Annotated in this window: 13 protein-coding genes; 12 read left to right on the top strand and 1 reads right to left on the bottom strand. The window is 45.7% G+C overall.

Features of this window, described 5'->3' with window-relative positions:
- The first annotated feature begins 164 nt into the window (after positions 1 to 164).
- Positions 165 to 1,304: a zinc-dependent alcohol dehydrogenase gene (locus tag K6T22_RS12325; RefSeq protein ID WP_238237543.1), complete on the top strand. Its 1,140-nt coding sequence runs from the start codon at positions 165 to 167 to the stop codon at positions 1,302 to 1,304.
- A 45-nt stretch (positions 1,305 to 1,349) separates the two neighbouring features.
- On the opposite strand, the gene K6T22_RS12320 is transcribed toward K6T22_RS12325, so the two are convergent.
- The gene (locus K6T22_RS12320) at positions 1,350 to 1,775 is read right to left on the bottom strand and encodes a divergent PAP2 family protein (protein ID WP_238237542.1); all 426 of its coding nucleotides are present in this window, start codon (positions 1,773 to 1,775) and stop codon (positions 1,350 to 1,352) included.
- 221 nt (positions 1,776 to 1,996) lie between these two features.
- Here K6T22_RS12320 and K6T22_RS12315 point away from each other — a divergent pair, with 221 nt between their 5' ends.
- The 11 genes from K6T22_RS12315 to dnaI all read left to right on the top strand — a co-directional run bounded on the left by K6T22_RS12315 (position 1,997) and on the right by dnaI (position 13,849).
- Positions 1,997 to 2,707 carry a response regulator transcription factor gene (locus tag K6T22_RS12315; protein WP_238237540.1) on the top strand — a complete coding sequence of 237 codons (711 nt, stop codon included), beginning with the start codon at positions 1,997 to 1,999 and terminating at the stop codon, positions 2,705 to 2,707.
- Positions 2,704 to 4,437, top strand: coding sequence for a two-component system histidine kinase PnpS (gene pnpS / locus K6T22_RS12310; RefSeq protein WP_238237538.1), 1,734 nt, complete (start codon positions 2,704 to 2,706; stop codon positions 4,435 to 4,437). The genes K6T22_RS12315 and pnpS overlap by 4 nt, the downstream gene beginning before the upstream one ends.
- Before the next feature lie 212 nt (positions 4,438 to 4,649).
- Positions 4,650 to 7,247 carry a DNA polymerase I gene (gene polA, locus K6T22_RS12305; RefSeq protein ID WP_238237537.1) on the top strand — a complete coding sequence of 866 codons (2,598 nt, stop codon included), beginning with the start codon at positions 4,650 to 4,652 and terminating at the stop codon, positions 7,245 to 7,247.
- 17 nt (positions 7,248 to 7,264) lie between these two features.
- Positions 7,265 to 8,095 (top strand): DNA-formamidopyrimidine glycosylase, encoded by an 831-nt coding sequence (gene mutM, locus K6T22_RS12300; protein ID WP_238237535.1) that lies wholly within the window; start codon positions 7,265 to 7,267, stop codon positions 8,093 to 8,095.
- An 8-nt stretch (positions 8,096 to 8,103) separates the two neighbouring features.
- Positions 8,104 to 8,685 carry a dephospho-CoA kinase gene (coaE, locus tag K6T22_RS12295; protein ID WP_238237533.1) on the top strand — a complete coding sequence of 194 codons (582 nt, stop codon included), beginning with the start codon at positions 8,104 to 8,106 and terminating at the stop codon, positions 8,683 to 8,685.
- 145 nt (positions 8,686 to 8,830) lie between these two features.
- Entirely contained in the window at positions 8,831 to 9,874 is a 1,044-nt protein-coding gene (locus K6T22_RS12290) for a glyceraldehyde-3-phosphate dehydrogenase (RefSeq protein WP_238237532.1), read from the top strand.
- A gap of 258 nt (positions 9,875 to 10,132) precedes the next feature.
- Positions 10,133 to 10,519 (top strand): adenosylmethionine decarboxylase, encoded by a 387-nt coding sequence (gene speD, locus K6T22_RS12285; protein WP_023469024.1) that lies wholly within the window; start codon positions 10,133 to 10,135, stop codon positions 10,517 to 10,519.
- 107 nt (positions 10,520 to 10,626) lie between these two features.
- On the top strand, positions 10,627 to 10,995 hold the full coding sequence (locus K6T22_RS12280) for a hypothetical protein (protein WP_238237531.1): 369 nt from the start codon (positions 10,627 to 10,629) through the stop codon (positions 10,993 to 10,995).
- A 13-nt stretch (positions 10,996 to 11,008) separates the two neighbouring features.
- Complete coding sequence (gene nrdR / locus K6T22_RS12275; protein WP_053454023.1) at positions 11,009 to 11,491, top strand: transcriptional regulator NrdR; 483 nt, start codon at positions 11,009 to 11,011, stop codon at positions 11,489 to 11,491.
- Between the two features lie 66 nt (positions 11,492 to 11,557).
- Positions 11,558 to 12,919 carry a replication initiation and membrane attachment family protein gene (locus tag K6T22_RS12270; protein ID WP_238237530.1) on the top strand — a complete coding sequence of 454 codons (1,362 nt, stop codon included), beginning with the start codon at positions 11,558 to 11,560 and terminating at the stop codon, positions 12,917 to 12,919.
- Between the two features lie 12 nt (positions 12,920 to 12,931).
- A complete protein-coding gene (dnaI, locus tag K6T22_RS12265; protein WP_238237527.1) occupies positions 12,932 to 13,849 on the top strand; it encodes a primosomal protein DnaI in 918 nt (305 codons plus the stop codon).
- The last annotated feature ends 142 nt before the right edge of the window (positions 13,850 to 13,991 follow it).

Raw genomic sequence — 13,991 nt, 5'->3', positions numbered from 1 at the left:
AGGTGTTGCGGATTCTGACAGTATGGGCAAGGTAATCCGTGAGCGGACCACAATATACGATGTATGTAGGAGAAAAGTTCCAATTTTAAAAAACATGTAAAAAAATGATTGTATTAGGGTAATGACAAAGGTACGTCATTTTATTCCACCAAGGGGGATTTTACATGCGCGCTGTAACGTACCAAGGAGCAAAAGATGTCCAAGTCAAACAAGTCAAAGATCCATCGATTGACAAACAAGACGATATTATCGTTAAGATCACATCGACTGCAATTTGTGGTTCGGACTTACACATCTATCAGGGAAATATGCCGGCTCATAAAGATTATGTCATTGGTCACGAACCGATGGGCATTGTCGAAGAGGTGGGACCAGGTGTAACCAAGGTCAAACGGGGAGATCGTGTCGTGTTGCCGTTTAACGTTGCTTGTGGTCATTGTTTCTTTTGTGAACATGATATGGAGAGCCAGTGCGATAACTCGAACGGTAATCCGCATGTCGATACAGGTGGGTATTTCGGTTTCACAGAAGAGTTTGGTGGACATCCTGGTGGTCAGGCGGAATATTTAAAAGTCCCATTTGGAAACTTCATGCCGCTTGTGATTCCGGAATCGTGTGAACTAGAAGACGAAGCGTTACTGTTCTTATCTGATGTTTTACCTACAGCTTATTGGAGTGTCCTACATGCAGGCGTAAAAAAAGGGGACACGGTTGTTGTCCTTGGCTCAGGACCCGTTGGATTGATGACGCAAAAATTTGCGTGGATGCAAGGCGCAAAACGAGTTATTGCAGTAGATGATCAAGTGTATCGATTAAATCATGCCAAAGTGACGAATAAAGTTGAAACCGTGAATTTTTCAGATCATGCAGAGAGCGGTGCTTACATCAAAGAATTGACACAAGGAGGAGCAGACGTCGTCATTGATTGTGTTGGTTTTGACGGAAAAATGTCACCTGTTGAGAAAATCGAGCAAAAGATTGGTCTGCAAGGAGGTACATTAAGTGCCATTGATATTGCGAAGGACGCTGTCCGGAAGTTTGGAACCGTACAATTGACGGGTGTTTACGCTAAAAAATACAATCAGTTCCCGCTTGGCGATTTCTTCACTCGAAACATTACGCTGAAAATGGGACAAGCTCCAGTCGTACACCTGATGCCAGAGTTGTTCCAGAAAATCATCAACAAGGAGTTTGATCCGACGGACATCGTGACTCATCGAGTGGCACTTGATGATGCTGCTGCAGCTTATCAAACATTCAACGATCGAACAGATGGATGCATCAAGGTCGTTCTAAAACCATAAGTCATACAACACAGCCCATCCAATCGGATGGGCTGTGTTGTAGATTTAAAAGAAGAAAACAGGCCACAAGATGCCGACAGCTAAACCGAGCAAGAGACCAACGAATACTTGGAACTCAGTATGTCCAACGAGTTCATTCAATAGAGGAGTCTCGTGGCGAATTCCTTTAAAGTAGTCGTTTAGCAATTTCGCTTGGACACCGACGGCTTGGCGAACACCGGTCGCATCATACATGATGATGGTTGCAAAGACGGCGGCAAGCGCAAAAATAGAGGAAGAGAATCCTTCCTGAAAGCCGATGACGACAGCTAACGCGACGACAGTCGAGCTATGTGAACTAGGCATACCACCAGAAGCGAACATGATTTCTAAATCAAATTTTCGTGTACGCACGAGACTTGTGACGAGCTTCGCTGCTTGAGCGATGAACCACGCCGTGATGGCTGCAAAAAGGGGATGATTCCATTCCATACATTTGACCTCCTACAATTAACGATATCTACTGATTCCCCATTTTCGAACGTTTTACACGAATGAACAGGAGGAATCAGTACGCTCCTTTAAAGATTATGTAAAGAAACCGCAGAAAGATTTGTGGTTTTCCATTAAAAGTCGTTAAGATGAAAACAGACGAAGCGGATTCCACGGAATTCCTCATTCGAAAAGAAGGAAACTTGAGGGGGATGCAAGGTTTGAAAGATAAAATTATCGTGGTAGATGACGAATTGTCGATTGCAACATTGTTGAAGTTCAACTTAGAACAAGCCGGTTTCATCGTTGAAACAGCGCATGATGGGATGTCTGGTTTAAAATTAGCGGAAAAACAAGACGCGGCATTGATCGTCTTAGATTTGATGTTACCGGAGCTTGATGGTCTTGAAGTGTGTAAACGTCTTCGCCAGCAAAAAATCAATACACCCATCTTGATGTTGACGGCAAAGGATGATGAGTTCGATAAAGTTCTCGGTCTCGAACTTGGAGCGGACGATTATCTGACGAAACCGTTCAGTCCGCGTGAAGTCGTTGCTCGTGTAAAAGCGATTTTACGACGGATGAGTCATCAATCATCATCTCCAGAAGAGGTGACGGATGGCACGATCCTAATTGGAGATGTCAAAATCGTTCCGGATAACTATGAAGCCTTTAAAGCGGAAGAACGTCTTGAACTGACACCTAAAGAATTTGAACTGCTCGTATACCTTGCTAAAAACAAAGGGCGTGTTCTGACGCGCGATCAACTGTTATCAGCGATTTGGAATTACGATTTTGTCGGCGATACACGTATCGTGGATGTTCACATTAGTCACGTCCGTGAGAAAATCGAACCGAATACGAAAAAACCGATTTATATTAAAACGATTCGCGGTCTCGGGTATAAGATGGAGGAGCCTAAACCAGAATGAGTAAGTATCGAAAGAGATTCATCTTCAAGATGTTCTCATTCATCAGTCTCGTGCTAGTTGCACTCGGTTTCTTACTTGGACAATCATTTAAAGAGTTTTATGTTCAAAATGAAAAAGAAAAACTAATGGATGAGACCTCTCTTGTCGAGACCATCTTACAAGGGCGTGACATTGCCGATATGTCACGATACGTGAACAAGCTGTACGCCGAATCTAATTTCGATATGATTTTATTTAACGGACGCGGGGAAATCATCGCTGGTACACCGGTCGACGTCACGAAAGTAAAAGTAGCAACGCTCAATTTCTCAGCGATTCCTGACGAAGGGACTTTTGAATCGAAAACAGACGATAGTGTCGTTCAGTTCACGAAGCCCGTTCCGACTGCAGATGGTGGTGAAGTTTACGTCAGCTTCATTCGTTACGCCAAAGACTTGAATATTATCTATTCACGAATTTGGACGGTCATCTTCTTCTCGCTACTCGCTTCACTCATCATCATTTTTTGGACGATTTACCGTTCGACAAAACGATTCCTACGACCGATTGCAGAGGCGACGGATGTCCTTCATGAATTGTCGCATGGAAATTACAAGTCACGTGTCTATGAATTAACAGCACCGGATGAATCGCGTGATTTAGGACGTTCGATTAATCTATTGGCACGAAATCTTGAGAATGCATCGTCTGGTGAAGCGATGCAACGAGCACGCTTAGAATCCTTGATCGAGTATATGGGTGCCGGTCTTATGCTGATTGATGAGAAAGGGTATGTCTTGCTCGTTAATCGAACGTACCGGGAAATGTTCAACATTCATGAACCGTCTAGTGGTAAGTTGTATTATCGAGTCCTTCCGAATGAAAAGATGAGTCAAGTGATTGAAGATGTCTATCTGACTGAAAAACCGAACCGGAAACAGTCGAGTGTTCGATTTGGGATTAACAGTCGGACGTTCATGGTCAGTGCGGCTCCGATTTTTGATAAGAATGGTCGCGTGCAAGGGACGACAGTCGTCTTTAACGACATCACGGAAATCAAAAAGCTCGAACAGATGCGCAAAGACTTCGTTGCAAATGTCAGTCATGAATTGAAGACGCCACTTACTTCGATCAAAGGATTTGCTGAGACCTTACTGGATGGTGCGCAAGATGTTCCGGAAATTCGAGAACAGTTTTTACGAATCATTCATGATGAATCAGAACGGATGCAAACACTGGTGGAAGACTTGCTCGAGCTTTCTCGTTTGGAACAAGACAACTATCAGCTTGAGACAGCCATTGTAGATGTGACAAGTCTTGTCCGTGAAACGGCAGCGCTGTTGCATCGACGTGCAGAAGAAAAAGAGATGACGATTCATATCGAAACAGAAGAAGAGGTATTCATTCGAGCGGATTTGAATCGCTTAAAACAAGTTGTCGTCAACTTGGTCGCGAATGCACTGAACTACACGCCAAACGGAGGAAACGTCTGGATTCAACTTGAAGATGGAGAAGAGTCTGTTCAACTCATCATTAAAGATGACGGGATTGGTATCCATCCGAAGGAAACGCAGCGCATCTTCGAACGTTTCTATCGCGTCGATAAGGCACGCAGCCGTAATTCCGGTGGAACAGGTCTCGGACTTGCCATCGTCAAGCACATCGTCGATCTTCATCACGGTGAGATCGAAATCGAATCGGCGGAACAACAAGGAACAACGTTTACGATTCGTTTACCAAAACATGGCTGAATTTCACAGTGGATTCACAATTCCTTAATAGACGTATCTTATGATGAAAGTACCTTCTTCATCATCTGTATGGCGACTGGATCAGCTCCCATGTCGTCATGCCCTTGGCGATTGACTCTCCGTGAGTCAATCGTCTTTTTTTGGTCGTTTTTAGCGAACAAATGTGTGTAGAGTGATACAATAGGAACAGAAAATCGATTAAAGGGGCGTAGATGATGGAAAATAAATTGCTATTGATTGATGGGAACTCGTTAACCTATCGGGCGTTTTTCGCTTTACCACCAATGACGGATGCACAAGGTCGAAATACGAACGCAGCCTATGGCTTTACGATGATGTTGTTGAAGTTACTCGAGGAAGAACAACCAACCCATATGCTCGTTGCATTCGATGCTTCGAGTGAAACGTTCCGTCATGATGTCTATCAGGAATACAAAGGAAGTCGAGAAAAGACACCGTCTGAACTACGGGAACAATTCCCGATCGTTCGGGACATCTGTGAAGCGCTTGGCATTCAAATGATGGAACTCCATCGCTATGAGGCAGATGATTTGATTGGTACTCTTGCGCGAACGATGCCAACGGACCGGACGCGTATCGTCACAGGAGATAAAGATTTACTGCAACTTGTTACGGATAAAATCGAAGTCTTGATCACGAAGCGAGGCATCACGGACGTCCAGTGCATGACAGAGGAACTATTCGCTGAAACGTATGGTGGTCTCAAACCGATTCAAATGATTGATTTGAAGGGGTTGATGGGTGATAAGTCCGATAATATTCCAGGTATTCCTGGGATTGGTGAAAAGACAGCGATCAAATTGATTTCGGCATACGGTTCTGTTGAAGGATTGTATGAGCACGTTGAGGATTTAAAAGGAAAGCAAAAAGAAAAAGTCATCGCGAACGAAGAATTAGCTCGGTTATCAAAAGAACTCGCGACGATCAAGGTCGATGTGCCACTTGAAACGACGCTAGATGATCTGCAAATTCGTGATATCGATACACAAGTTCCTTATTCATTGTTCCAGTCGCTTGGCTTCAAGTCGTTGACGAATCGGTTTGCACCGGTCGTTAAGGAAGAGGATAAGGAACAACTGAATGTCGTGACGATCACTTCACTTCCGGAAGACGTCACCGATGCCGTCTTGATTGTAGAGCAGCTTCGAGAGGATTACATGGAAGAAGATATCATCGGGTTTGCGATCGCGACGCCGGATACGATTTATGTCGCTGCACCAGCGCTCGTCGAGGATCTTGCATTCCGAACGTGGATCGAGTCGGATCATCGAAAGATTTGCCTTGATGCAAAACAAGTAGCATTCGCCTTGCGTAAACATGGTTTAACGCTGAACGGATACGAAGATCTGTTGTTAGCAGGCTACTTATTGAACTTGAGTGGCGGGACGACACTCGCTTCAATTGCTGGACACTATGCGTTAATGGCACCAAACGAGGAAGCAGTACTCGGTAAGGGCGCAAAACGTCTAGCACCGGAGGACGACACATTGCATCCTTATTTAGCTGAGAAAGCACGGATGGTCGAATTGTTGTTCCCGAAAGTTCGGGAAGAGTTGAAGGCGAATCAGCAATATGAATTGTATGAAACGCTCGAACGTCCATTATCAGGTGTCCTCGCCGAAATGGAATGGACCGGCATTCGTGTCGACGTCGCGACACTTCAATCGATGCAAACGGATCTTGCCGGACGTCTCACGGAACTTGAAACACTAGTCTTTGAAGCAGCGGGTGAATCATTCAATATCAATTCACCGAAACAACTCGGTGTGATTTTGTTTGAAAAACTTGAACTACCCGCCCTCAAGAAAACAAAGACCGGCTACTCGACTGCGGCAGATGTCCTTGAAAAGCTACGTCCGCTGCACCCAGTCATCGATCACATCATGTTGTACCGGGAACTCCAAAAATTACAGTCGACGTATGTCGAAGGATTGCAGAAAGTCATCAAGGAAGACGGGAAGATCCATACCCGTTTTGCTCAGACGATTGCTCAGACAGGTCGTTTAAGTTCGGTCAATCCGAACCTTCAGAACATCCCGATTCGGATTGAAGAAGGACGCAAGATTCGAAAAGCCTTCGTGCCAAGTGAAGCAGGCTGGTCATTGTATGCAGCCGATTATTCGCAGATCGAATTACGTGTCATGGCGGATATGTCACAAGATCAGACACTCGTCGATGCGTTCCTCCACGATGAGGATATCCATACGCAAACTGCGAGTAGCGTCTTTGGTGTTGAACCGGAAGACGTCACCGGAAACATGCGACGTCAGGCAAAAGCCGTCAACTTCGGAATCATTTATGGAATTAGCGATTATGGGTTGTCACAAAACTTGAACATCACGCGAAAAGAGGCACAATCGTTCATCGATCGCTATTTTGAGTTATTCCCGCAAATCAAACAGTTCATGGATACAGCGATCGAGACGGCACGAACCAATGGATTCGTTGAAACGTTGATGAACCGGCGCCGCAATATTCCAGATATCAATTCGAAGAACTTTAACCTACGCGGTTTTGCAGAACGAACAGCGATCAATACACCAATTCAAGGTTCGGCTGCTGATATCATCAAAAAAGCGATGCTCGATGTCCATGCTGCCTTAAAAGCATCTGATTTGAAAGCACGCTTGTTATTACAAGTACACGATGAATTGATTTTTGAAGCACCAGATGAAGAGCTCGAAGCATTACAAGCGCTTGTCAAACAAGCGATGGAGCAGACCGTAGCATTATCTGTACCGCTTCGCGTCGATGGTGGCGCGGGTCATACGTGGTACGAAACGAAGTAAGCAAGGAGGAATAAGACGTGCCTGAATTACCTGAAGTCGAGACCGTTCGCCGCAGTTTAGAACGTTCGGTCTCTGGAAAAACAGTCTCTTCTGTCAAAGTCTATCACCCGAAAATGATTCGAGGGATGGAAGTAGCACCTTTTGCTGATGCTTTACATCAAGAACGGATTGAACGCGTCGAACGTCGCGGAAAATTCCTGCTCTTTGATTTTGATCGTTTTTATCTCGTCAGTCATTTGCGAATGGAAGGGAAGTACTTCCCGTATCCACAACCGGTTGAGCGGGATAAACATACCCATGTCGTCTTCCGCTTCACGGATGGTTCGGAACTTCATTACAATGATGTCCGGAAATTTGGAACGATGGAACTACGAGATAAGGAAACAGCGATGCAGACTGCTCCACTGGCACAACTTGAGCGTGAACCGTTTGATCCGGAGTTCACAGCAGAAGTGCTAGCGGAGAATTTGATCCGTAAAAAAAGAAGCCCAATCAAAACGGCATTACTCGACCAATCGATCTTCCTTGGTCTTGGTAATATCTATGTCGATGAGACCCTTCACGCAGCGCGTGTCCATCCATTGACGAAAGCTGGTGCCTTGACGCTCGATGACATTTCACGCATCCATCAAGCGGGCGTTGAAGTTTTACGACAAGCAGTAGAAGCAGGAGGAAGCACGATTCGAAGTTATGTCTCTCCTTCAGGAAAAGGCGAATTTCAGCTTCAACTCGCAGTATATGGTCAAAAAGGGGAGCCGTGTCCTCGCTGCGGTACAGCTATTGAAAAAATTAAAGTTGGTGGACGTGGCACGCACTTCTGTCCGACTTGCCAACAGGTTGCCTTATGAGGATTGGTTTGACAGGAAGTATCGCAACTGGAAAGAGTACCGTGTCTAGTTATCTGAAACAAAAAGGAATCGCGGTCATCGATGCCGATATCGTCGCGCGAGAAGTCGTTGAACCAGGAGGTCGAGCCTATGATGCGGTCAAGCAGGCGTTCCCGGAAGCGTTTGAGCAAGGACGCCTTGTGCGTCCAAAACTCGGACAAATCATTTTCCAGGATAGTGAAAAACGACAACAGCTCAATCAATTGATGCATCCGAGCATCCGACAACAAATGCTCGATGAAGCGGATGCTTATGAGCGTTCCGGAAATTCGCTCGTTGTTTTTGATATTCCATTGTTGCTCGAGGGAGATTGGCGAAGTCTATTCGATCGTGTTGTAGTCGTCTATTGTCCAGAAGACATGCAGTTAAGACGATTGATGCAACGTAATGATTTGTCAGAAGCAGAAGCGTACGCGCGGATTCATGCACAACTCGGAATCGAACAGAAAAAAGAGCTTGCAGATGATGTGTTCTTCAATGATGGTAGTCTCGATTCGTTATATCAACAAATCGATGAATGGCTAGCGCGATATGATGAACAAGACACGTGATAACGGAGTAGAAAAACTGTGAAGTGAGAGAAGTTTCCATCTTCTCTCACTTTTTTTAGAGAACATAATGAAATCGCTTACATTTCATGATATAGTTCTATCTGTAAACGGAGCTACATCCGTCACATTGAAGGGGGATCCGCACATGGGAGTCAAGGTGGCAGTCAATGGTTTTGGTCGAATCGGTCGAATGGTCTTTCGACGTCTGATCGCTGAGGGGAAAAGCGAAGTCGTAGCAATCAATGCGAGTTATCCAGTCGAAACACTCGCGCATTTAATCAAGTACGACACGGTACACGGGAAATTCAATTATCCGGTCGACATCATCGATGGGGCGTTGATGGTTGACGGAAAACAGATTCAAATCGTCAGCGAACGTAATCCTGAACTATTGCCGTGGGGGGAACTCGGCATCGATATCGTCGTTGAAGCGACAGGAAAGTTCAATTCGGATACGGGTGCTGCGAAACATTTAGTGGCAGGAGCGAAAAAGGTCGTCATCACGGCACCTGCTAAAGGGGATGTCCGGACAATCGTCATGGGTGTCAATGATGACATGTATGACCATGAAACAGATGCTATCGTCTCAAACGCGTCTTGTACGACGAACTGTCTCGCACCCGTCGTTCAAGTCATCGACCGAGCTTTCGGGATTGAATCCGGTCTCGTGACGACGGTTCACGCGTTTACGAACGATCAAAATAATATTGATAATCCACATAAGGATTTACGTCGCGCCCGTGCGTGTGGCTCATCGATCATTCCAACATCAACTGGGGCAGCAAAAGCGATTTCGCTCGTCTTACCGCATTTAGAAGGAAAATTGAACGGACTCGCACTTCGGGTTCCGACACCAAACGTGTCACTCGTTGACCTTGTCGTTGAAGTCAGTCGGGATACGACAGTGGCTGAAGTGAACGAAGCCTTTACGAAAGCGGCGGACGGTGCGCTTGAAGGCATTCTCGGTATGACGATGGAACCGCTCGTCTCGATCGACTTTAACGGAGAAGAACGTTCAACGGTCGTCGATGGACTTTCGACGATGGTCATGAATGACCGTCAGGTGAAGGTTCTCGCTTGGTACGATAATGAGTGGGGGTACTCATGCCGAGTCGTTGATCTCGTTCACCTCGTTTCTGCGCATCTTGAAGCGATGGGAACTGCTGAAAAAGAACTTGAACTGAATTAATTAAAGCGGGCAGATCCCAGTAACGACGGGGTCTGTCCTGTTTTTTTTCTAGAAATGTATTAATTTTTGAAATTTATCCTTGTGTATCTTTTTGATACTCGCTATAATTCAAATCGTGAACTTCAATCGGTCTGGCAATCGCAGCTTAAAGGGTTAGGACCTCTCTGGACTAACTTTCCCCCGTGGGTGCGAACGACTCAGGCGCAAAGTAAGTGATCAACTACTTTGAAGACCATTGAATGTAGGGGGGATCCACAAATGGATACTATGGGAAGACACATTATTGCAGAACTTTGGGATTGTAATCCTGAAAAATTGAACGACATGGAATTCGTTGAACGACTTTTCGTTGACGCAGCACTTCAAGCAGGTGCAGAAGTACGAGAAGTAGCATTCCACAAGTTTGCACCACACGGCGTCAGTGGCGTCGTCATTATCTCTGAATCGCACTTGACGATTCATAGTTTCCCAGAGCACGGGTATGCATCGGTTGATGTCTTTACTTGTGGGGATCGGATCGATCCAGCCATTGCAGCGAACTATATTGCTGAAAAGCTCGATGCGAAAATCCGTGAAAATGTCGAAATTCCACGTGGTATGGGACCTGTTCAAGTTCCAGCGGCTACTGTCCAGCACGTCAACTGACAATACACACGAATTCGTCAAGCCCTCGTCGTTCAGACGAGGGCTTTTTAATATGTCTGACGTCTGTTATTCTTAATAGTAGAAGAAACAAAGAAAAGAGGATGACCATGGGACTGAAAGAACGTTTACAAAAACAGCTAGAGACATCCGATACACATAAGAACGAAAACTTACGCACACATTATTACGCAGCAACAGTCGAGATGTTGTTTGCTGGTTTAGAAAATATTTTAAAACAAGATGGCGGAACGGTTCGTCGTGTTGACTCAGAGCGTGGGGAATTAGCTTTTACATTAAAAGAAGTCGATGGACTCGCGACTGTTATCATGGTAGCAGGCGGGAGAACAGCGGTCGATCTATTCTTACACCGGGAAAGCATCCTCGGACCTGATCTTGAGAAACACATCGAGCGCATCTATGCGTCACTTGACGCAGGCTATCGATTGAAAATGATTGGAACAAAAGAAATCACGTGAACGGAGGTACGGCATGCGCTGTCCAGCCTGTAATTTTAACGGAACAAAAGTACTGGATTCAAGACCAGTCCAGGATTTTGGTTCGATTCGTAGAAGACGAGAATGTGAGTCTTGCGGCTATCGCTTTACGACATTCGAAATGGTCGAGCAGACCCCTTTAATCATCGTAAAGAAAGACGGAACACGTGACGAGTTCAATCGTGAGAAAATTTTACGGGGACTAGTGCGTGCCTGTGAAAAACGTCCGATTTCAATTGAGCAGCTGGAAACAGTCGTCAGTCGAGTCGAAAAGGCATTACGGGCGACAGCTCAACACGAGATTCCAAGTGAACAAGTTGGGCGTCTCGTGTTAAATGAATTAGCATCGGTCGACGAAGTGGCATATGTTCGCTTTGCGAGTGTCTATAAACAATTCAAGGACATCAATGTCTTTTTCCAAGAGCTCTCTGAACTAATGGAGCGGCATCAGGAAAATGACCGTGAGAATTTAACGTGATAGAAGAGAGGTCGCCTGTCCGGTCAGCGTACCTCTCTTTTTCTCCCTAAGGAAAGGACGAGTCAGATGGTAGAACGTGAACTTTCCGGTACCGATCTTTGCTTAGTGATGAGCAACGGAGTCGTCGACCGTGAAGCCTATCAATCTTTATATTATTTGTACCAACCGATCATTGGTGTCAAAGCGCTTGGACTGTATCAAACGTTTTGGAGTGAGATGATTCCGGGGAAAACGAAATCCCAGTATATCTCCCATGCGGAACTTGGAACATTGCTTGGTTTTTCCGTCGATGAGTTCAAGGAAGAACTGTTCAAGCTAGAAGGCATCGGTTTGATTCGGACGTTTGAAGCACGCCAGGCAGCGTATCGTTACATCTATCAAATCCGGGTACCACTCGCGCCGAATACTTTTTTAAATGACGGAGTGTTATCGAGCTTGCTCTTTTATCGTGTCGGCGAAATTCGTTTCCGGTCCTTGCAGCATCGTTTCCGGACGGAGCCGCTTCCGAAGAATATCGTCGATCGGACGGTTCGATTCGATCAAGTATTCGATGTAAAAGCAGGTCTTGCTTCCGCGCATCAGCCAAAAGCTTATGCGAAACAGGAACGCGCGGTATATGAATTCGATTATTCGTTTGATCTAGAGGAGATGAAGCGACAAACGGATCGTTTCCTACCACGAACATTTTATTCAAAGGCAATCGATCATCTACTTGTTAAGCTTGCCTATGTCACCCAGTCGAACGAAGCACTGATGGCGGAACTGTTGAATGCCCGTTTCCGGCACGAAGCGTATCTGCCGATGACTGATGCTGAGAAACAAGAACGCTGTAAACAGATGATGTTATCAGCAAAGCAAAAGCTCAGTCGAGAGAAGAAGGCGAAGGTCGCTTCGCAAGATTCGGTCGAAGTTGGAGACATCGAAGCGACGGAGACGATGGAAAGCACGCATCCGAAGCACTATGTCGCGAAGTTGCGAAAGGTCAAAGCATTATCTGAGCGGGATGAAGAGTTGATCCAGCAATTGATCATTGATTATGAGATGTCGTCTGGGATCGTCAATGCCGCTTATTACTATGCCCTCGTCGTCAAAAAGGATAATCGCTTCAGTAAGAACTTCCTTTTATCGATCGTCGATGATTGGAAACAAAAAGGGTACGTGACAGCTTCGGAAGCACTGGCGAAGACGCAGGAGCAGGATGACTTGATTGCGAAGAAGCAGGAGCAAAAACAAGAGCGTTCGCGTCAGACCGTTGGTGGACGCAGGGGACGGACGAGTAATACGAACGGTGGTCCAAATCCAAAGTGGCTACAAGAAGAAAAAGCGAAACAACAGCAGTATGAAGCATCTAAAAAAGCGAGTTTCGAAGCAGATGTTCCGGACGATGAAGAGATGGAACGGATCTTACGGGAACTGAAGGGGAACTAAAGGAGTCGGGACATGGAACATATCCAATCATCTATCGAAAAAATATTAAGTCGACCAGATGTCGCAGAATCGGTTCGAGCGATTCAACAACGGGTGTTATCTCATCCAGGTGTCGTCATGTTTTTACGGACTCATCCGGAAATCGATCAACGGATGATTGAGCGTGGTATGCTCAAACTAAATGAATACGCAGAGCAGATGGACGGAAACCGACTGATTGAAGGTAAAGCCGTCATCGAAGGCTATCAGCCGATCCTACATGTCGAAAAAGGACAGATTGTTGTTTCATATGAGAAGTCGCAAGCACTTAAAGATCGAGAGGATGAACGCGCACTTGAGAAAAAATTCAAGAGCCTATTCCTTCCGGACGAAGTCCGCGATGCGAACTTTAGTGATTTTGACTTATCGACGACGGACCGGAAGCTTGCCTTACGTGCAGCTTCCCAGTTCCTGAATCATCTGCGCTCAAAAGAGCAAGTGAAAGGACTCTATCTGCACGGAAGTTTTGGTGTAGGAAAAACGTATCTCTTAGCTGCGATCGGGAATGCCTTGAAAAAAGAACGGATTGCGACGATTCTCGTTCATGCCCCAGGATTCGTCGCCGAGGCGAAGCGACGGATTCGCTCCGACTCGTTTGATACGTTCCTTGAAGGATTCCAAACGATTCCGGTCTTATTGATTGACGATATCGGAGCGGAGTCGATCAGTCCGTGGGTACGGGATGAATTGTTTGGGATCATTTTGCAGTACCGGATGATGCATCGTCTGCCGACGTTATTCAGCTCGAACTTATCTTATGATGAACTGGAGCTTCATTTTGGGATTACAAATGATCAAGGTGATAAGTTAAAGGCAGCACGACTGATGGAACGGATTCGGACGACGACACAACCAATCGAGTTCCTCGGTGAAAATCGACGTCGCTACTAATTTTCCTTGTCAAGGAAGCGGCGAATTCGTTATACTAATGACACGTCAATAGACGATGCAACGATTGAGGATACGAAGAATGAAATGAACCAAACTAGCGAGAGAAGAATGGTGGAAGCTTCTCATGGAATCATTCATGTCT

Source organism: Exiguobacterium acetylicum, from assembly GCF_022170825.1.
GTDB lineage: Bacteria > Bacillota > Bacilli > Exiguobacteriales > Exiguobacteriaceae > Exiguobacterium_A > Exiguobacterium_A acetylicum_B.
Note: the sequence above shows the minus strand (reverse complement) of the source record. Positions and strands in the feature narration are given on the sequence as shown.

Coding starts and splice junctions, on each gene's coding strand:
- K6T22_RS12325 (WP_238237543.1), top strand. CDS start 165: ATGCGCGCTGTAACGTACCAAGGAGCAAAAGATGTCCAAGTCAAACAA.
- K6T22_RS12320 (WP_238237542.1), bottom strand. CDS start 1,775: ATGGAATGGAATCATCCCCTTTTTGCAGCCATCACGGCGTGGTTCATC.
- pnpS (WP_238237538.1), top strand. CDS start 2,704: ATGAGTAAGTATCGAAAGAGATTCATCTTCAAGATGTTCTCATTCATC.
- polA (WP_238237537.1), top strand. CDS start 4,650: ATGATGGAAAATAAATTGCTATTGATTGATGGGAACTCGTTAACCTAT.
- K6T22_RS12290 (WP_238237532.1), top strand. CDS start 8,831: ATGGGAGTCAAGGTGGCAGTCAATGGTTTTGGTCGAATCGGTCGAATG.
- speD (WP_023469024.1), top strand. CDS start 10,133: ATGGATACTATGGGAAGACACATTATTGCAGAACTTTGGGATTGTAAT.
- K6T22_RS12280 (WP_238237531.1), top strand. CDS start 10,627: ATGGGACTGAAAGAACGTTTACAAAAACAGCTAGAGACATCCGATACA.
- nrdR (WP_053454023.1), top strand. CDS start 11,009: ATGCGCTGTCCAGCCTGTAATTTTAACGGAACAAAAGTACTGGATTCA.
- K6T22_RS12270 (WP_238237530.1), top strand. CDS start 11,558: ATGGTAGAACGTGAACTTTCCGGTACCGATCTTTGCTTAGTGATGAGC.
- dnaI (WP_238237527.1), top strand. CDS start 12,932: ATGGAACATATCCAATCATCTATCGAAAAAATATTAAGTCGACCAGAT.